At 59.8% G+C, this 18,977-nt stretch carries 17 protein-coding genes and 1 pseudogene; 6 read left to right on the top strand and 12 right to left on the bottom strand.

The annotated features are described in order from the left end of the window. Positions 1-82 precede the first annotated feature (82 nt). The 3 genes and pseudogenes from BM118_RS25245 to BM118_RS42765 all read right to left on the bottom strand — a co-directional run. On the bottom strand, positions 83-1,084 hold the full coding sequence (locus BM118_RS25245) for a fumarylacetoacetate hydrolase family protein (protein WP_244550240.1): 1,002 nt from the start codon (positions 1,082-1,084) through the stop codon (positions 83-85). A gap of 241 nt (positions 1,085-1,325) precedes the next feature. Further along, on the bottom strand, positions 1,326-1,616 hold the full coding sequence (locus BM118_RS42770) for an alpha-hydroxy-acid oxidizing protein (protein WP_092188357.1): 291 nt from the start codon (positions 1,614-1,616) through the stop codon (positions 1,326-1,328). Continuing rightward, a pseudogene (locus BM118_RS42765) lies at positions 1,523-1,726 on the bottom strand (alpha-hydroxy-acid oxidizing protein); the annotation flags it as partial. The pseudogene BM118_RS42765 and the gene BM118_RS42770, both read right to left, overlap by 94 nt. A gap of 280 nt (positions 1,727-2,006) precedes the next feature. On the opposite strand from BM118_RS42765, the gene BM118_RS25230 reads away from it, so the two are divergent. Together BM118_RS25230 and BM118_RS25225 are read left to right on the top strand one after the other, a co-directional pair. Next, the gene (locus BM118_RS25230) at positions 2,007-2,810 is read left to right on the top strand and encodes a glutathione S-transferase family protein (protein WP_092188355.1); all 804 of its coding nucleotides are present in this window, start codon (positions 2,007-2,009) and stop codon (positions 2,808-2,810) included. A 341-nt stretch (positions 2,811-3,151) separates the two neighbouring features. Then, a complete protein-coding gene (locus BM118_RS25225; protein WP_244550239.1) occupies positions 3,152-4,258 on the top strand; it encodes a LysR family transcriptional regulator in 1,107 nt (368 codons plus the stop codon). 75 nt (positions 4,259-4,333) lie between these two features. Here the strand turns inward: BM118_RS25225 and BM118_RS25220 are convergent, their stop codons facing one another. The 4 genes from BM118_RS25220 to BM118_RS25205 all read right to left on the bottom strand — a co-directional run bounded on the left by BM118_RS25220 (position 4,334) and on the right by BM118_RS25205 (position 7,287). Next, positions 4,334-5,044 (bottom strand): SDR family NAD(P)-dependent oxidoreductase, encoded by a 711-nt coding sequence (locus BM118_RS25220; protein WP_092188353.1) that lies wholly within the window; start codon positions 5,042-5,044, stop codon positions 4,334-4,336. Between the two features lie 10 nt (positions 5,045-5,054). Next, positions 5,055-5,687 (bottom strand): glutathione S-transferase family protein, encoded by a 633-nt coding sequence (locus BM118_RS25215; protein ID WP_092188351.1) that lies wholly within the window; start codon positions 5,685-5,687, stop codon positions 5,055-5,057. Between the two features lie 89 nt (positions 5,688-5,776). Beyond that, positions 5,777-6,364: a TetR/AcrR family transcriptional regulator gene (locus BM118_RS25210; RefSeq protein WP_092188581.1), complete on the bottom strand. Its 588-nt coding sequence runs from the start codon at positions 6,362-6,364 to the stop codon at positions 5,777-5,779. A gap of 80 nt (positions 6,365-6,444) precedes the next feature. After that, a complete protein-coding gene (locus tag BM118_RS25205) occupies positions 6,445-7,287 on the bottom strand; it encodes an AAA family ATPase (RefSeq protein ID WP_092188579.1) in 843 nt (280 codons plus the stop codon). Between the two features lie 360 nt (positions 7,288-7,647). Here BM118_RS25205 and BM118_RS25200 point away from each other — a divergent pair, with 360 nt between their 5' ends. Beyond that, entirely contained in the window at positions 7,648-8,823 is a 1,176-nt protein-coding gene (locus BM118_RS25200) for a vWA domain-containing protein (protein WP_092188349.1), read from the top strand. A 52-nt stretch (positions 8,824-8,875) separates the two neighbouring features. On the opposite strand, the gene fabF is transcribed toward BM118_RS25200, so the two are convergent. From fabF to BM118_RS25180, 4 genes are all read right to left on the bottom strand, one after another. Further along, the gene (gene fabF / locus BM118_RS25195) at positions 8,876-10,135 is read right to left on the bottom strand and encodes a beta-ketoacyl-ACP synthase II (protein WP_092188347.1); all 1,260 of its coding nucleotides are present in this window, start codon (positions 10,133-10,135) and stop codon (positions 8,876-8,878) included. Positions 10,136-10,535: 400 nt separating this feature from the next. Beyond that, the gene (locus tag BM118_RS25190; RefSeq protein WP_092188345.1) at positions 10,536-12,605 is read right to left on the bottom strand and encodes a 3-hydroxyacyl-CoA dehydrogenase NAD-binding domain-containing protein; all 2,070 of its coding nucleotides are present in this window, start codon (positions 12,603-12,605) and stop codon (positions 10,536-10,538) included. Positions 12,606-12,708: 103 nt separating this feature from the next. Then, entirely contained in the window at positions 12,709-13,644 is a 936-nt protein-coding gene (locus BM118_RS25185) for an electron transfer flavoprotein subunit alpha/FixB family protein (RefSeq protein ID WP_092188343.1), read from the bottom strand. Further along, positions 13,644-14,393 (bottom strand): electron transfer flavoprotein subunit beta/FixA family protein, encoded by a 750-nt coding sequence (locus BM118_RS25180; protein WP_092188340.1) that lies wholly within the window; start codon positions 14,391-14,393, stop codon positions 13,644-13,646. Before BM118_RS25180 ends, BM118_RS25185 begins: the two co-directional genes overlap by 1 nt. Positions 14,394-14,779: 386 nt before the next feature. Between BM118_RS25180 and BM118_RS25175 the strand changes: the two genes are divergently transcribed. Next, positions 14,780-15,931, top strand: coding sequence for a hypothetical protein (locus tag BM118_RS25175; protein ID WP_143099521.1), 1,152 nt, complete (start codon positions 14,780-14,782; stop codon positions 15,929-15,931). 198 nt (positions 15,932-16,129) lie between these two features. Here BM118_RS25175 and BM118_RS25170 read toward each other — a convergent pair whose 3' ends face one another. Next, positions 16,130-17,458: an SCP2 sterol-binding domain-containing protein gene (locus tag BM118_RS25170; protein ID WP_092188334.1), complete on the bottom strand. Its 1,329-nt coding sequence runs from the start codon at positions 17,456-17,458 to the stop codon at positions 16,130-16,132. 194 nt (positions 17,459-17,652) lie between these two features. On the opposite strand from BM118_RS25170, the gene BM118_RS25165 reads away from it, so the two are divergent. Further along, the gene (locus tag BM118_RS25165) at positions 17,653-18,165 is read left to right on the top strand and encodes a MarR family winged helix-turn-helix transcriptional regulator (RefSeq protein WP_092188332.1); all 513 of its coding nucleotides are present in this window, start codon (positions 17,653-17,655) and stop codon (positions 18,163-18,165) included. A gap of 352 nt (positions 18,166-18,517) precedes the next feature. Continuing rightward, positions 18,518-18,976 carry a (2Fe-2S)-binding protein gene (locus BM118_RS25160; protein WP_092188329.1) on the top strand — a complete coding sequence of 153 codons (459 nt, stop codon included), beginning with the start codon at positions 18,518-18,520 and terminating at the stop codon, positions 18,974-18,976. The last annotated feature ends 1 nt before the right edge of the window (position 18,977 follow it).

The following is an 18,977-nucleotide window of genomic DNA, read 5'->3' as shown; positions in this document are numbered from 1 at the left end:
TGACGAACCTGGCTGCACGGACCGATATCGGTGCCTGCCTCGATCGCTCAATGGACACTCATCTCATGATCGGTGAGCGCAATCAGGCGAGTGTGAACGATAGCGTCCCCAGCCCCTGGATCGTGCTTTCGATCTTGTCGCCCGCTTTCAACCAGACCTGCTTCTCCTTGGGATATCCGACGATCACGCCGGAAGGCGTTCCGGTGAAGATGATGTCTCCTGGTTCGAGCGCGAACAGCCGGGAGGCGTAGGCGATGATTTTCTGAGGATTGAAGATCAGTTTCGTCGTGTTCGACGATTGCCGTATTTCTCCGTTCACGCGAGTCTCGAGGTCCAGATTGTTGGGATCGATCTGATCGGCGGAGACGAAATATGGACCGATGGGGGCGAAATCGTCGAGCGTCTTGCCAACCATCCACTGGCCGCCGGGGACCTCAAGCTGCAGATCTCGCGACGTAAAATCGTTGCCGACGGCGTAACCGGCAACGTATGACAGGGCATCCTCAGCGCGGACATTGCTCGCCCTGCGGCCTATCACGACGACCAGTTCGGTCTCATAGTCGAACTTGTAGCAGACGTCGCGGGGCGGAAGCCGGACCGACGCCATGTGTGGTGCAAGCGAGTTGTTGTACTTGTTGAAGAGGATGGGTAGGGGAGGCAGTTTCTGCCCCGTCTCCTCGACGTGTTCGCGGTAATTGAGGCCGAGGCAGACGATCTTTCCTGGCTTGGTGAACAGACGCCCGAACTTGATCTTCGATTCGTCAAAGAACGCAGCATTCGCGTTCGGCGCCTTGAGAGCAGTGTCAACGAGAGTGCTCAGCTCCCCATTGCCGCCGTTGACGAGGAGCGCCTCCAAAGTGAGCGGCGCCGACAATCCGAGGAGCTTGGTCGCGGCGGCCACGTCGAGCACGCCGGCGGCGGTCTTCACGCCCATGGTTTCGCGCCCGTCCTCCTGGCGGATCGACAAGACCGTCAGCTTGCGAGGCAGTTCCTCGCTCCCGCTGCTCCGCGACGACGCTTCGCCAGCGGCCTGCGCACTGACCTTGGTGGCGGCGAATGCGGCCGCGGCGAGGCCGGCCTTCATCAGCTTCCGACGTGAGTGCATGATAATCTCCCTGGATGTAATGTTGGTGAGGCGACTGATGTTGCTTTTCGCTCTGGCGCTCAGCGTTTGTCATGCGAACAATAGGCCGGACGTATGGTGTGCGCGCCGGCAAATTCGGCTAGGCGTTATTCATCGGAGAATGGTTCCGCTCAAAGGGCCATACGCCGGCCGAACGTTATGCTACGGGTGGAAATGGCGACAGAACATCCGGCGGAATCGTTCAGTCAGGAGCGAGCGGCCAGAGGCAATCGATCTTCAGGATCCAATCCGGGCGGAGGTCCGCAATCAAGGAACAACCAATTTGTGCCATGGTGTTGTCGATTGAGCACTTCCGTGACACCAATTTCCCCCGAGCCGCCAACCCGTAGAGTGTCGCGCGACCAAGTTGAAGCGCGTTTGCTCCAAGAGCGAGCGCCTTCACGATGTCCGCGCCGCGGCGGAAACCGCCGTCGATGAGGATCGGTTGTGTGATCTTGCTTCGTGCTTCAGCCAAGACCTGAGGCGGAGAGATCGCATCCCCAGCTGCCGAGCGCCGTGATTCGACAGGATGACGCCGTCTGCGCCCTCAGCGATGCATCGCACGGCATCGTCCGGCCGCAACACGCCCTTGACCAACACTGAAGGTCGTGTCCAGGCCTTGTCTTATTTGCCCAGCCTGACTTGCCGGGTCTGAAGCGTCTCTTCTGGTAAAGCTCGCCACCTTCGGCACGCCGTGCTTTGCAAAGTCGAGTGCCCAGCTTGGATGCGTTAGGCCTGCGGTGACGCACACGCGCCTATAGCAGTTCGCGGCGGTTATTCATTGGTGGCTAGGGCGATATGCAGATTTTTGATTGCTAGGAACTCCGATAGGCCTTTAGTCCTCTGACACATCCGAGGTGACTGCATCTCTGAGTGGCTTACAATGGCTGACCTTCGTATCTTTTCCTATTTGCCGAATCCAAGAGTTTGGAAGGCGACCATTGCGGGCAGATTTGCAGGAGTTGAAATCGAGATCAAAGGTGCCCCTGCGAAAGAGTTGAAGGGCTGGCTCTGGGATTACAATGCCGCCCCCGTAGCCTCCTACGAATGGCATGCGTACTCGCCGCTCGCCCGGACTGGCAGGATAGGGATGACAGGAGAACGCCTGTTCAAGACCGAAGCGTTCATGGATGCCCACCCGTTCGGCAACGTTCCCGCCGCGTTCGCTCCCGGCGGAAAACTCGGCATCTTCGAATCGAATAGCATCATGCGAGCGGTGGCACGCCTGAGCAAGACCGATTTCCCTCTCTATGGGCACGATGCTTACGAGACTTCCAGGATCGACAGTTTTCTGGATGTAAGCCTGATTTTTGCACGGGACGCTGAGATCTACCTTCTCGCGCTGTCAGACGGGACAGTGGACGCGGCAATCCACGCGAGAGCTCAAGAAGCTTTCTCGATCTACGCCTCCGGACTTGAGCAAGCGCTCTCACCCTTCCGCCGGGGGCTGGTCGGCGACAACATTTCTCTTGCCGATATCTGCTTCGCCACTGAGTTCGCTCTTTTCATGAACGAACATTATCGAGCGCGTCAGCTGGAGGAGCTAAGCCTAAGCAGAATACTCCATCGTGGTGTCCGCAACGAGTATCCACGCATGATGGGACACTTCGGTCGTTTGTTGAAGCACGAGCATTTCGCTGCGGACCTTGGGCCATACGTAGATAAACTGTCCGCGGCGGAAGCCTGAAGCGACGGTATGCAGTACGTCCACAACTCAACTCGCCGCGTTCGCGGTGTGGTTTATGAAGTCGTACTTAAGGGTGCCGGAGATTTCTCAGACAGCTCGTCTGGAAGGTGTAAGGGGCCTTACAAAGCTTGCCGGGCTGAACAACTCATCAGGAGAGGCGAATTCGGCTCTCTTGCGCAAAGGACCCACACAGCTGAAGTTAACCAGCCGGTGTGCTCGATTCACAGTCTTCACAACTCTGAAACCATGTAGTGAACGCTTGTTCAATTGTTGTTTCCCACCGATTTGTGTTCAATCCCCCGCTTGACGTTCTGCATGACAAGCATCATCCTGAGCCAAAGATGACGAGCGTCATTTTATCTCCGCTCGGACATGTCTCGAAGGGGGTGGAAATGGAGAACGTGGTGGGTGGCGAAGCTACGCGCGGCGGACCTTTCTCCGAAGGGGAGCCCCGCAACACGGGGATGGAGGCGACCGGTACTACCCAACACAAACCTCGCTTGACCGAAACCAATTGGGATCTGTTCAGGCTCTTCTTTTCGGTGGCACGAATCGGAAGCGTCAACAGGGCCGCGCGCGACTTGGGCATGAGCCAGCCGACTCTTAGCAGGCGCTTGAAGGAGTTGGAGCGGAATATCGGTGCGCCGCTGTTCTTTCGGGTCTCGTCCGGAGTGAAATTGACCCAGGAGGGACAGGACCTTCTCCGCTCGGCGGAAGAGATGGTTCGTTCTTTCGAGGATTTTCACCGGGATCTGTCCTTGCGGGTCGGCCATCGTTCGACCGCCGTCAAGATCTCCGCCACAGAAGGCCTGACCAAGCACTGGCTCCTGCCTCGGGTCAAGAAGTTGCGCGCGTTGAATCCTCAGATCCGACTTGAGATCAATTCCACCGTCGAGCAGCAGAACCTTGCCACCAGCGATCTCGATCTGGTCATTCGGATAGGACATCCGGGTGACAGCGAACTCGTCGGACGCCGCGTCGGAACCATTGCCTTTGGTCTGTTTGCATCTGACAGCTATTTGGCGGAGCGTGGTGCGCCGAGGTCTCTGAACGAGTTGGTCGACCATGAACTGATCGGAAGCATGGCCGAGTACGGCAGGCTTCACAACGAACGCACCAGTCACATCACGTTGTTGACGGTCTTCAATTCGGCTGCGAACGCCCGGAGTACGTTGTCGCTTACGCCGGTCGTCAATCATTTCGCTGCGACGGCAGAAGGGCTTGGGTTGGCGTTTCTGCCGGTGCCGTTTGCCTTGGCCGAAGGCTTGGTGCGTGTGCTTCCGGACGAGGCGGCCATTCTGGATTTATGGCTGCTCCGTCGCCGCGAAAGCGACCTCAGAAAGATGACCAAGCAGGTCTGGCGCTTTCTGGAAGCGGAATTGACCAACACCAGGTCCTGGTTTGTCGGTCAGAGGTCAGCTCAGAAGCGACTGCAACGGGTTGCGTGATCCCGGTCAAATCGGCCCAGGACGCCAGAGCAAGCTTGACCATCTGATCTGCCACGCTCGGCAGTTCGATTACCCTTACCAAGTCTCGCCGAACGGGCGTAGTTCGACAAGGAACGACCACGTCGACCGGTCCTGATGGGCGACCCGAAACATCTCCTCCGCTATGGAGGCAGGCTTTGCGAAGAAATCGTCGGGCTTGTCCGCCGCCAAAATCGGGCGGGTGCGGGGAGTGTCGATCGCTGCGTCGATCATGAAGTAGGCGACATGAATTCCCTTCGGCCCGAACTCCCGCGCCATCGATTCGGCCAAAATCCGCTGGGCCGCCTTGGTTGACGCGAAGAAGCCCCAGTTGGCCTTTCCACGAAAGGCAGACGTGTTGCCAGTGACCAGAATTACGCCTTTTCCTGCCTCCAACATCTGCGGAACAGTCTCGCGGGCGAGATGGAGCAGCGCGGTGGTATTGACCCGGAAGTTTTTCTCCAAATCGTCGGGGTCCATGGCAAGGATGCTTCCCCGCGTTGCACGCAGAGCATTGTGAACCACGACTTGAGGAGCACCCATCTCGGTCCTGATGAGAGCGAGCGTCCGGACCAACGCCTCGAGATCACTGACATCGCAAGGATAAGCGCGCGCGCCCTCGTACTTCGATGCCATGTTACGGAGGTTCTCCGCATTGCGGGCTATCATCGCGACCCGATAGCCGCCCTCGCTGAAACGTCTGGCGATCTCCGCGCCAGTGCCGTTCTCAGGACCCACCCCGGTGACGAGGCAAACTGGAGTTTTCATACGGGCCTCCTCAGAGCTGAAAGGACGGGCGCGCCGAAACTTTGGCAAACCACGCCGCGACGGCAGGATAGCGCGCGCCAATATCCATGTTCAGCGCGTTGGCCGAGCGTATGGCGAAGAACCCGGTGATATCTGCGACGCTGAACTGGGGACCGGCGACGAAAGCATTCTTGGCCATGTGCGGCTCCACGCGACCGAGAAAGATTTCCATCATTTCGCGCCCACGAGTGACCAGTGCGGGTAATTGCGGCAGACTATTCCGCGTGCCCGGCACCACTCTACCGGCAAAAACAGGCAGGGAATTGCGCACGGCGTGCAGCATCGGAACAAGGCCATCCAGCTCGAACCGCCGCAACCACATGTCGACCACGGCGCGCTCGGTGCTCGTGCCCCCAAAAAGAGCGGGTTGCGGGTATAGTTCTTCGAGATAGCGGCAAATCGACAGGGACTCCGCGATGACCGTGCCATCGTCCAATTCCAAGAAGGGGACGCAATGAAACGGATTCATCTCGGTGAGGGCGACGGTGAACTGCGCCCCTTCCCGGACGTTCAGTTGTTCGGTCGGCAGTTCGAGGCCTTTCTCGGCCAAGAAGACACGAACGCGTTGAGCGCTCGCCGCAGGTCCGAAATCGTAGAGCTTCATCGTCGTCTTCGTCTTTCCTTCGGGCCTGGGAGCGATCGACGTTAGGTCTTGAGCTTCGATGCATCCACCGAGCGCGTCATATGGACCTGCTATTCTTCAGCTACTTCGCGGCATTCCACAAGATCGAGAATGCTCCGTTGGGCCGCGCGCAGTATCTTGTCAGACATCGAGCGATCTCTTGCGACCCGCGAGAGAGCGACCGCTCCGACCATCGTGCAGACGATGGCAATGGCGGATTCGTCTGGGTGCTCGCCTTCCACCAGCTGAGCCACGTTGTCGAAGTACTGGGAGAGATAGTTCGTCATGACTTCGCGCGTTCTTCGATCGCTTCGCGCAACGTCTCCAGCCAGCGCCGCTACCGCACATCCCACACTCCGATCGTCTCGATGCGCTTTGCTGAGATAGTTGTTTAGCAGCGCTTTGAGCGTGCGCGGACCGTTCGTGCTTCCCACGCGTGCGGATTCCGGGCCGCCTTCCGAGAGAGCCTTTGCCAAAGCCTCGGAGATCAACTGATCGCGCGAGTCAAAATGCCCGTAGAAACCGCCGTGCGTCAACTTTGCCGATTTCATCAGCTCTGCAATGCTGAGGCCGTCCAATCCTAACTTCCGGATCTGAACTGCGGCGGCATCCAGAATACGCTCCCGACTTTTCGCTTTTTCCACTTGGGAGTGGCCCATCTCATCGACTCCGGTCAGAATAAACGGAGACCTGAATATCAAGAACTCCGGCTGACGGCCAATATCGAATTCTTGAATGGCTAGACCTCTCGACGGCCGAGGAACGCCAGTCGCTCGAACAGGTGCACGTCCTGCTCGTTCTTGAGCAGCGCGCCGTGCAGCGGCGGGATGAGCTTGCGCGGATCGCGCTCGCGCAGTTGCCCGACGCTCATGTCCTCGTTGAGAAGGAGCTTGAGCCAATCCAAAAGCTCCGAGGTGGACGGCTTCTTCTTCAGCCCGGGCACCTCCCGCACCTCGAAGAAGATGCGCAGCGCTTCTTCGACGAGACGCTTCTTGATGCCGGGGAAGTGGACGTCGACGATGCGGCCCATCGTTTCGGCATCGGGGAACTTGATGTAGTGGAAGAAGCAGCGGCGCAGAAAAGCATCCGGCAGCTCCTTCTCGTTGTTGGAGGTGATCATCATGATCGGGCGCTGCTTGGCCTTGATCGTCTCGCCGGTCTCGTAGACATGGAATTCCATGCGATCGAGCTCGAGCAGCAAATCGTTCGGGAATTCGATGTCGGCCTTGTCGATCTCGTCGATCAAGAGCACCGGGCGCTGCTCGCTGGTGAACGCCTCCCACAGCTTGCCACGCTTGATGTAGTTCCTGATGTCGGACACGCGGGCATCGCCGAGCTGGCTGTCGCGCAAGCGCGACACCGCGTCGTATTCATAGAGGCCCTGTTGCGCCCTGGTGGTGGACTTGATGTGCCAGGTCAGAAGCGGCGCGTTCAGCGCCTTCGCCACTTCCTCCGCCAGCACCGTCTTGCCGGTGCCGGGCTCGCCCTTGATGAGGAGCGGGCGCTCCAGCACGATCGAGGCATTGACGGCCACCTTGAGATCGTCGGTTGCGACGTAATTCTTCGTCCCAGTAAATTTCATGGCCATCAGATTTGTTCGAGTGGGTAGTACGCAAGGTACGATCTGAATAGCGGCAGTGTTACAAGGGAATCAAGTCCTCGGCCACCTCGCCACTTCCAACAGCCGCGGATATTCATGGAGTGACTCGCATGCAAAGCCGACAAGTTACGGTTACCTGCCCGAGCGCAGCCCGGCGTGGTTAAAGTCGCATGATTCAAATGCTTTGTGCCTTACTCACTCAGAGCAATTGATCGACCATCGGCAGAGCAAGAATCAATGCGCGAGGCTATTCACCGATGAGGCGTACTTATTCTCGTTTGTCGATCGGTCGCGCCAAGATCCGAGATAATTTTGCCCCGATACTCGGATGGGCCATCTATCATGTTCCTGCAATTCTTCACCTCTCTGCGCGATGCGCAGGTCCCCGTGACGCTGCGCGAATACCTCACGCTGATGGAGGCGCTCGACGCTGATCTGTCGGACTACTCGGTCGAGAATTTCTACTATCTGTCGCGCACGTCCCTCGTGAAAGACGAGCGCAACCTCGACAAGTTCGACCGCGTCTTCGGCACCGTTTTCAAGGGACTGGAAAGCCTGCTCGACGCCATGGAAGGCGCCGAGATCCCCGAGGAGTGGCTGAAGAAGCTCGCCGAAAAATACCTCAGCGAGGAAGAGAAGAAGCAGATCGAGGCCATGGGCTGGGACAAGCTCATGGAGACCCTTAAGAAGCGCCTCGAGGAGCAGAAGGGCCGGCATCAGGGCGGCTCGAAGTGGATCGGCACGGCCGGCACCTCGCCGTTCGGCGCCCATGGCTACAATCCCGAGGGCGTGCGCATCGGCCAGGAGAAGAACCGCAACAACCGCGCCGTGAAGGTGTGGGACAAGCGCGAGTTCAAAGACCTCGACGGCAATGTCGAGCTCGGCATCCGCAACATCAAGGTGGCGCTGCGTCGCCTGCGCAAGTTCGCGCGCACCGGCGCGCCGGACGAGCTCGATCTCGACACCACCATCCGCGAGACCGCCAATCACGGCTATCTCGACGTTCACATGCGCCCGGAGCGGCGCAACGCGGTGAAGCTTCTGGTGTTCTTCGACATCGGCGGCTCGATGGACGCGCATATCGAGCAGGTCGAGGAGCTGTTCTCGGCGGCGAAGAGCGAGTTCAAGCACATGGAGTATTTCTACTTCCACAACTGTCTCTATGAAGGCGTGTGGAAGCAGAACAAGCGCCGCTTCACCGATCGCACGCCGACCTGGGACGTGCTGCACAAATACCCGCACGACTACAAGGTCGTGTTCGTCGGCGACGCCTCGATGTCGCCTTACGAGATCATGGTGCCGGGCGGCTCGGTCGAGCATGTCAACGAGGAGCCGGGTTCGGTCTGGCTCGACCGCATCATCCGCACCTATCCGCATACGGTGTGGCTCAATCCGGTCGCGCAGAAGCACTGGGACTATTCGGAATCGACCACCATCATCAAACGCATCTTTGCCAACCGCATGTTCCCGATCACAATTGAAGGTCTGGAAGGTGCGATGAAGGAATTGACGCACTAGAGCGGAGCTGGATCGGCTAGAGCGGAGCGAAGAGAAGTGCGCGCACGTCACCCTACCAGCGCTTGAAGATGACGCTGGCGTTCACGCCGCCAAATCCAAAACCATTCGAGATCACATGGTCCATCGCCATATTTCGGGCCTTTGGTCCGACGAGATCGACGCCTTCCGCTGCCTCGTCGGGATTTTGCAGATTGAGCGTGGGAGGGGCTATCTGGTCTCGGACGGCGAGGACCGCAAAGATGGCCTCGGCGCCTCCTGCCGCGCCGAGCAAATGACCGGTTGCCGACTTTGTCGCGCTCACGGCGATGCCGCCGTGAGCTCCGAAAACTGACTTGATGGCGGCAAGCTCGGAGTTGTCGCCGACCGGGGTCGAGGTCGAGTGAGCATTGAGATGCTGCACGTTGCGCGGATAAAGGTCGGCCTGCCGCAAGGCCGCTTCCATGGCTCGCCTGGCGCCTGAGCCGTCCTCAGGTCCCGAGGTGATATGATGCGCATCGGCGGAAGTTCCATAGCCGACGAGTTCGGCGATCGGCCGGGCCCCTCGTGCTCGAGCGTGCTCGAGCTCCTCGATCACTAGAATTCCGGCTCCTTCGCCCATGACGAATCCATCGCGGTCCCGATCGAACGGGCGAGACGCCTGCGACGGCCTGTCGTTGAAGCGCGTGGAGATTGCGCGGGCCGCCGCGAAACCTCCAAGGCTGACGAGATCGATGCAAGCTTCGGCGCCACCGCAGACCGCCACGTCGGCCTCACCCGCACGGATCAATCGAGCCGCGTCGCCGATCGCCTGTACGCTGGCGGCGCACGCCGTGACGGGGGCACCGATTGGCCCTTTGAAGCCGTACTGTATGGAAACGTGTCCGGCGGCGAGATTTGCGAGAAAGGATGGCACGGTGAACGGTGACAGGCGTCGGATGCCACGTTGATCGGTCGTCCGTACCGCTTCGACGATGGCCGGAAATCCGCCAATTCCAGAAGCGATGATCGTCGCTGTGCGCTCCTGAGAGCGTTCGTTCGCAGGTGACCAGCCAGCTTGCTTGACTGCCTCCGCAGCCGCTACCAACGCGAACTGAATGAACCGATCCATTTTCCGCTGTTCTTTGGGCGGGATGGTCAGATCGGGATCGAAGCCGCCATCGAGGTCATCGTCTTTGGTCGGCACGAGCCCGGCAACTCTCCCCGGCAGCGAGGAAGCCCATTCGGGCAGAATGGTCAGTCCGGACTTGCCAGCAAGCAGTCGGGACCACGCCACCTCCGTACCGCAGCCGAGCGGAGAGACCAGCCCCATTCCTGTGACTACAATTCGGCGCATGTAAGGACCCGATTCTTGGAGATACGATGGTCGATTGCCAGAGTTAGAGATCCCGATCATGCGTCAGCAGTATCGGTTCCTCCTGAACTTCTTCTCCAGCGATGAGGGGGACGTCGTCACCCGTGATAGGGAGCCGTGCTCTACCCCTGCAAATAGCTACGCTGAGCCAAACTGCCAGAGAAGCTACGAAATATCAAGTAACTATTGTTTCAGCGCCCGGGACGGAAGCTGAGCTCTCGCGGAGAGCTTTCCCCAATGTCGTTCGGACTTCTCCAAAGCTTCGAGATGTCGGTCTGCGCCTCTCCCCGCCAAGGTCCCTTCTCGCCGTTCGGGGGCCCACTCGCCGCCAGGCAGGTCAGCCTCTCGGCGAGAAGGGTCGGTTCACGCCGGGGGCAGACAGTCAGGTAAATTTCCCGTTCTGGTCGGCCAACTGCTTCAGCAACGGTGCGGGCTCGAGCGACGGATCGCTTGCTTCCTTCGCATAGTCTGACAGCTTGGCAGCGATTGTCTTCAGCCCGACATGGTCGGCGTAATACATGGGGCCTCCACGATAGACTGGCCATCCGTACCCATAAAGCCACACCACGTCGATGTCGCTTGCTCGAGCCGCAATGCCTTCTTCAAGGATCCGAGCTCCTTCGTTGATCATCGCATATGTCGTCCGCTCCAGGATTTCCTCATCGCTGATCGTGCGCCGCTTGCGCCCGAGACGGTTCAACGTCTGATCGATCAGTTTTTCGACCTCTGGATCGGGAAGGGGAGCGCGCGAGCCGCTTTCGTAGCGGAAGAAGCCCTTTCCGGTCTTTTGTCCGAAGCGGCCTGCCTCACATAAGGCGTCTTCGATCTCCGATTTGATGCCACGATCCTGTCGCGATCGCCACCCGATATCCAATCCGGCCAGGTCGCCCATCGCGAACGGGCCCATCGGCATGCCGAATTTGGTCAGGGCGGCGTCGACCTGCTGAGGAAGTGCGCCGTCGAAAAGCAGCTGGCTGGCCTGACGCTGCCGGGCCATGAGCATCCGGTTGCCGACGAAGCCGTCGCAGACACCGACGATCACCGGTACCTTTCCGATCTTCCGCGCCAATGAAACTGCGGTTACCAGCGTGTCGGGCGCACTGCTCTTGGTTCGGACGATTTCGCACAGCTTCATCACATTGGCCGGGCTGAAGAAGTGCATGCCGACCACGTCCTGCGAACGTTTGGTTTCCTTGGCGATCTCATTGATGTCCAGGAAGGAGGTATTTGTGGCCAGGATAGCGCCCGATTTCGCGATTTTATCGAGCTGTCCGAAAACCTCCTTCTTGATCGTCATAGTCTCGAATACAGCCTCTACGATGAGGTCGGCTTGCGCGATGTTTTCGAGACCGACGGCTCCCGTAATGAGTGCCATGCGCTTCGCAGGCGCGTCGGCGGGAATACCGCCGCGCGCTGCGGTGGCTTCATAGTTCTTGCGGATGATGCCAAATCCACGATCGAGCTGATCCTTTCCGGTCTCCACCAGCGTGACGGGAATGCCTGCGTTCGCGAAAGACATCGCGATACCGCCACCCATGGTGCCGGCGCCGATGATTGCCACGCCTTCGACTGAACGCGGCTTCGTGCCGGTCTCGACACCGGCGATCTTCGCTGCCTCTCGCTCGGCGAAGAACGCGTATCGCAGAGCCTTCGATTGATCGCTGCTCATCAGCCGAAGGAACAACTCTCGTTCCTTCTTCAGCCCCTGCTCAAAGGGTAGATCCAGCGCATAGCCGATTGCGTCGGCCGCAACGAACGGCGCCTCCAATCCCCTGACCTTCTTTGTAATCGCAGCCACCGCGCCGGTGAAGATCGAGCGGTCCGATCGAGCCGCGGCCAGCTTGGCGTCATCGTCGCGCAACCTGCGAAGCGGGCGCCTGTCGGCAAGGAGTTTTCGAGCGAAGACTTCTCCGCCCGATGATGCCTCCTCCACCATCTCTTCGATTAGTCCGTTCTGAAGCGCTTCGTTGGCGCCGATGGGATCGCCGCCGATGATCATTTTAACGGCAAGCTCTGGACCTACTGCGCGCGGGAGGCGCTGCGTGCCGCCGGCGCCCGGCAATAGACCGAGTTTGACCTCGGGCAGGCCGAGCTTCGAACTCTTGTCGGCCACCCGGAAATGACACGCCAGGGCGACCTCAAGCCCCCCACCGAGTGCGGTCCCGTGAATTGCCGCGACGACGGGCTTCGGGCTGCTCTCAATCGCGGTCAGGACCTCATCGAGGGTCGGCTTCTTCGGAGGCTTGCCGAATTCCGTGATGTCGGCTCCGGCAATGAAGGTCCGTCCTGCGCAGGTCAACACGATCGCCTGAATGGAGGGATCGGCGATGGCCTGTTGGACGCACTCCAGAATGCCGCCGCGTACAGCTGCACTGAGCGCATTGACGGGAGGGCTGTCGATGGTGACGATGCCTATGGCGTCGTGGGACTTCAGGCTTACGACATTGCTCATCGATCTCCTCCATATTGCCATCCTGGACGGCGCTTGCGGTTGGAATTGCCGGGTACGTTGGATCGCTTGCGCGCCTCGAACGGTGCAGGGGCCGCCACGTGCATTACTTGCCGAGTTCGGTCGTCAGCTCAGGAACCGCCTGGTAGAGGTCGGCGACCAGGCCGTAGTCGGCGACTTGGAAGATCGGCGCGTCCTCGTCCTTGTTGATCGCGACGATCACCTTGGAGTCCTTCATGCCGGCCAGATGCTGGATCGCGCCGGAAATGCCGACCGCGACATAGAGCTCGGGGGCCACGACCTTGCCGGTCTGGCCGACCTGCCAGTCGTTCGGCGCATAGCCGGCGTCCACCGCCGCGCGCGAGGCGCCGACGCCGGCGCCCAGCTTGTCCGCAAGTGGCTCGATGTACTTGGCGAAGTTTTCCCGGCTCTGCATGGCGCGGCCACCGGAGACGATGATCTTGGCCGAGGTCAGCTCGGGACGGTCGCTCTTGGCGACTTCCTCGCCGACGAAGGTCGACAGGCCCGGATCGGCCGCAGCCGAAGCAGTCTCGACCGGCGCGCTGCCGCCGCTCGCTGCCGCCGCGAAGGTCGAGGTACGGACCGTGATGACCTTCTTGGCGTCCTTCGACTTCACCGTCTGGATGGCATTGCCTGCATAGATCGGACGCTCGAACGTATCGGGAGCGACCACCTTGATGATCTCCGAGACCTGCATGACGTCGAGCAGGGCTGCGACGCGCGGCATCACGTTCTTGAAGCGCGAGGTCGCGGGCGCCACGAAGGCGTCGTAGCCCGAGGCCAGCGAGACGATCAGCGCGGCGAGCGGCTCGGCGAGATCGTGGGCGTACGTATCGCCCTCGGCCAGCAGCACCTTGGTCACGCCGGTGAGCTTGGAGGCGGCGTCGGCCGCGGCCTTGGCGTTCTGGCCGGCGACCAGCACGTGGACGTCGGCGCCGAGCGCGGCAGCCGCCGTCAGGGCCTTGTTGGTGGCGTCCTTCAGCGACGCGTTGTCGTGTTCAGCAATGAGCAGCGTCGTCATCAGATCACCCCGGCTTCGTTCTTGAGCTTCGACACCAGCTCGGCGACGTCCTTGACCTTGACGCCCGCCTTGCGGCCCGGTGGCTCCGATGTCTTGAGAATTTCGAGGCGCGCGGCGACGTCGACGCCGTAGTCGGCAACGGTCTTCTCCGCGATCGGCTTCTTCTTCGCCTTCATGATGTTCGGCAGCGACGCATAGCGCGGCTCGTTGAGGCGCAGGTCCGTCGTGACGATCGCCGGTCCCTTGAGCTTCACGGTCTGCAGGCCGCCGTCGACTTCGCGGGTGACCTTGAAGTCAGAACCTTCGACCTCGAGCTTCGAGGCGAAGGTCGCCTGCGACCAGCCGAGCAGCGCGGCCAGCATCTGGCCGGTCTGGTTGCTGTCGTCGTCGATCGCTTGCTTGCCGAGGATGATGAGGCCCGGCTGCTCTTCTTCAGCAACCTTCTTCAGGATCTTGGCGACGGCAAGCGGCTCGACGGTGCCTTCGGCCTTCACCAGGATGCCGCGATCGGCGCCCATGGCCAGACCGGTGCGGATCGTCTCCGACGCCTGCGCCGGTCCGATGGAGACCACGACGACCTCGGTCGCCTTGCCGGCTTCCTTCAGGCGCAACGCTTCCTCGACCGCGATCTCGTCGAACGGGTTCATGGACATTTTGACGTTGGCGAGTTCAACGCCCGATCCATCGCCCTTGACGCGGACCTTGACGTTGTAATCGACCACCCGCTTTACCGGCACTAAGACCTTCATCGAGTAGCCTCCCTTTGGAAAGCTTCGATAAGTTCCATAAAAGAACTTGTCAAGGGACGCAAGCGCTTTGCGAGCAGGGCAGTTCGGCGACCGCATCGACTGCATAGCGTGCACGACCGCTTATTCATTTCTGACTAGGCGGTGCTCGCAATATGCGGCTCGACCAGGCCGCAGGAAATACACCTACTTTCTCGTCCTAAGTTCATCCTCGGAAATCGATCCGTTCGTCATGCGCGACGAGCGGATTCACGCTCCCAGGAAAACCAAAGAGGTGGACGTTGGAGCAGCGAACTTTGTCTCCGGATCGGCCGAACCAGGAGACCAGAGAGAGGTCTCAGAACTTCGGTTCGGTCATCGCCGCAATTGGATCTGACGACCTCGTGAGAATGGCCGACACATTGGCGATCGGACTCGCCATAGAGATGGAGCCGACAACATGGGAAAGCATCCGGACGCCCGGCGAGTCTGCGCGACCAGTGATCCTGAAAATTCCGGATGTCCCGGCCGCCATTGAGATTGACCCGTCCGGGAGGTTGCGTCCGCTTCGTCAGCACGGCGTCCCGGTCGGTGAGGAGATCGACAAGCTCATGACATCTGCAGGCTTACGGAGCCGGCTACATAATGTCAGAGCGAAAAGCAGGGATATCGCTTTCGATTTGCTCGCGCCATTCACTCTTCCGGGGCGCTTTCCGTCTAGAACAGAGTTCCAGTCCATATTCAGATGGGCGCCTCTCATCGAATTGTTGGCATATGCGTTGGCAACGCGTTATTTGAAGGCCCTGGAAGACTTACGTGAGCGCGCGAGGGTTGAAGCCAATCCCGCTTTCAGTCCCGGTGAATGCAACTACTGCGCAATCACCCATACCATGGCTCATTTCGTCCTGATGAGCAGCGACGCTCCTGACTACAGGTTGGTCGAAGCGGCCAGATCATCGACCTTGAACGGGTGGTCTCCCAGCTTGGGATTCACGCGAGCGCGCACGGTATGGCTGGCGGCGGCCGGAGCGAAGTTGGCGGCTGCGTTCGGATCGGGTGCCTTGGAATGTTATCTCAGGACGTTGGCCACCGCCCGCCACGCATTCCGGATTTTTGACGCTCTCTTTGGCTTGACCGCTATCGCGCTCAGCCATGATCACGCGCGTGAAGAGATATTGCAAGCTGTTATGCATCACGCGCAGAGGGCCGGCGATCGATCTGTCGACGACATCGATTGCGTGACGCTTGCTTTTCGATCGGCGATCGAAGTGTTGAAATGGCGCGCCGGCGAACACTCACCTCTAGCCGCGCTCGATCGCCTGGGCTGGAGCCGTGACCACGAGGGAGACGGCCTTGCTTCGCCGGCGGCTTTTCGTCTCGATCCAACCGAAACCGCACCGAATGGCATGATGCTCGGCTTCAGCGCGCTTCCGGCGATCTTGAGAGCTTCCCCGGCCCAGCATTATCCAAGATCGAAAGCGAGAGTTTACCGGCTTAAGCTCCGTGAAACGGAGATGCTGCAGATCGCGAGACGAGCCTGGCTCCTTCGTCCCACCGAATAATACAAAAAAACCGGCCGCTTTCGCAGCCGGTTTAAGTAGTCCGAGCCAGATCTCGCCGTCTCCTGGACCGGACCGGGAGGTGCGGCAATAAGACATCGAGATGATGGCTCCGTCAATTCTAAAAAGGAACGATAGAGTCCTCCGGCGAGGAGCCGAGCCCGACGGGGCCATTACGGCTCTGGCTTGCGACAGTGTTTGTCATTTCGGGAAGCAGGCACCGAAGGCCTTCAGGAGTTTGAGAGGACCCTTCAATCGGATTTTTCTCTGCGCGAGCGCCAGGACGACCGAGAGCTGACCATTCAAAGTCTTCAGCCAAGCGGCTGAGTCCGCCTGAATGCGCAAGTCCGGGGTACCGATGAGGCCGTCGGTAACGGTCAGCTTCTGATTCTTGATAACCACCGTGGCCTCCTTGGGTTCTTGGCCCGTGAAGACGAAGTGGTAGATGGCATTCAAGCCCTTAGCCCTATTACGCTGGAAGGTAAGCCCCATTCCGAAGAGAAATGCGCCGATACTCGAGGCCCGGGCACTCGAGCGCACAAACCGAAGCGTCTTGTGCGGGAACATCTTTGCGGCGTGACTTGCTGCATCGGAATCCCGGACGACATAGAGCGGCTCGACTTTGTCCTGCAACGGTTTGACGATCGTTTCCACGTGCGCTTTGCGGTCTGACAAGTAGCCGGCCATGATGTCTTCGCCGGCAGGACAAACCGCGACGCAATAGGCAGCATTGTAGTTGGGGCCGTACGAGAGGCTCTGCCAGCGCTTGACTGTTTCTGCCAACGGTTGGCGTTCACGGTAGTCCTTGGCGGACTTCGCGTCCGCGATGTCCTCGATCCATTGTGCGAATCCGCCCATGAACTGCTGGTAGTTGTGGTTGAGGCAGGAAGAAAAATCGAAATATCCATCCGGTTTGATCGCGCCGACCGGGCAGGCGACAACACAAAGTCTGCATTCGAAGCAGGGGTTGTAGTCGAGCGGCTTTGCCGGAGCTTCTATGTCGAGATCGACCAGCACAGTGCCCAGAAGGATAAAGCTGCCGAATTCGGGATGGATGACGCTGCGATGGATGCCGCGCTTTCCTACGCCAGCAGCTTCAGCAATGAGCTTGTGCGAGACGACCCATCCTCGTTCCGGGTACTTGTCGAACTCCATAGGGAATGCCATCGGCGGGTTCATCGCCGAGATTCCCATGTCCTCCAGCCGCCGAACCAGCTCGCGCGCGATATCGTCGACGTCGTGAGAAATCTTGTGAAACTCGTTATTGGACGCCGAACGCGCGGGTGAACGGATGGGAGCGCGATTCATCCTGCTCACGATGCTCACCGCCAATCGCGCCCCCGCGAACGCCCGTCGCGCGTGAACTGCTTCGTCCTTTACGAGAGGGTCGTCGAGGCTGACGATACCGCAATCGTCTGCACCGCATTCCATGACCAACGCCTTCAAAGCCTCGAGGCTGAGGGATGCAGGCGGTCCCGGAGGGTTGAGCCGTATGCGCTCGGCGATCGGGTGGTCCTTGAGTCCCGCCATGCTGGTCTCCTTGATCTGAAGGCTGCATCTGAAGGCTGCCTGCGCCCGCGCGCGGCGCGCCGGACATAGTTACGGGCATATGAGACTATCATCCGTTACGCGGGCCGGCAAACTGCCATTTAATTGAGGTTCGCTCGACGATTTGATGCTAAGGGTCTGGAGCACCGATCCAGGCCAGCAAGGAAACCCTGAACTTGGCACGACGTTCGTTTCCGACGAGTGATTTTCCTCAGAACTGCACGTGCAGCCAGCTCAGGCGGGCTGCGCGACGCGTATCTCGTTATTATGATCTCTGTCTTGCCGGTACCGGCCTCAAGTCGACCCAGTACAGCCTGCTGGGCTTTCTGGCCTCGGAAGGCCCGATGACGATGGCCAACCTGGCGAACATCATGACGATGGATCGAGCGACAGTGGGCCACAATCTCCGGCCGCTGGAGCGGGATGGCTTGCTCAAGATCAGGGTGAGCGAGGAGGATCGGCGGGTGCGGCAGGTTACAATCACGGACCGCGGGCAGGAGATGCTGTTTGCGGCGCATCCGGCCTGGCAAAAGGCGAGAGCCGGGTTCGAATCGGCCTTCAGTGTGCGCGAGGCCGGCCATCTTCGCGAGCTCATGAAGCGTGTTATCGATGCGCCGCTGCCTGAAGTTGGATTGGAGCAGACCGATGCCACTGCTTCCGGGCGACGGAGGCGGCGGAAACCTAGTTAGCTCTGATCCGCACGCCCGACGCACGGCAGCTCCGATATCGTCCTGCGCCGGTGTTCGCCGAAAGCATCGTAGTTGTATCGAAGAGACGGACCGAGCGGCGCGGGGGCCTGGTGGGACCGAGCGTCGTGCTGCGCACTGCTTCCGAAGATCGAAGGCATCGAACGGCTCTGCCGACGCGCGCTTGGCGGCAATTCAGCGGTAAAGCAGAGTTATTCGATTCTGAATTGGCCGAGACCTCCGTAACGACCTAATCGTCAAGAATACGTGCAGGTTCGACACGTCAGATCCGGCCGGCCGTGGCGCTTGGAGAGGCAGGCAGGTGTCGTCGTGCGCAACTACAGGAGCATTCGGAATGCAGTTGACCGTCAACAGTAAGCACTACGATCTGGATGTCGAACCGGAAATGCCGCTTCTTTGGGTGCTCCGGGACGAGCTTGGTATCTCGGGGCCGAAGTACGGTTGCGGGGCGGGCCTTTGCGGTGCATGCACCGTTCATATCGACGGTGCCGCAGTTCGCTCCTGCTCGATCAACGCTGGCGAGGTCCGCGGCAGCATCACGACAATCGAGGGCCTGGGAAGTCCCGCAAACCTGCACGTTGTTCAGCAGGCCTGGATCGAGCACCAAGTTGCGCAGTGCGGTTATTGTCAGTCCGGCCAAATGATGACTGCAGCGGCCCTGCTATCGAAAACCCCAGATCCCACAGACTCCGAAATCGCCGACGCCATGGACGGAAATCTTTGCCGATGTGGAACGTACACGCGCATCCACAGCGCCGTCAAAACTGCAGCCCAGACGATGAAGGGGAAATAGC

The sequence above is a fragment of the Bradyrhizobium sp. cf659 genome, from assembly GCF_900113725.1.
Lineage (GTDB): Bacteria > Pseudomonadota > Alphaproteobacteria > Rhizobiales > Xanthobacteraceae > Bradyrhizobium.
The sequence above is the reverse complement of the archived record's forward strand: the minus strand, read 5'-3'. Positions and strand labels throughout refer to the sequence as shown.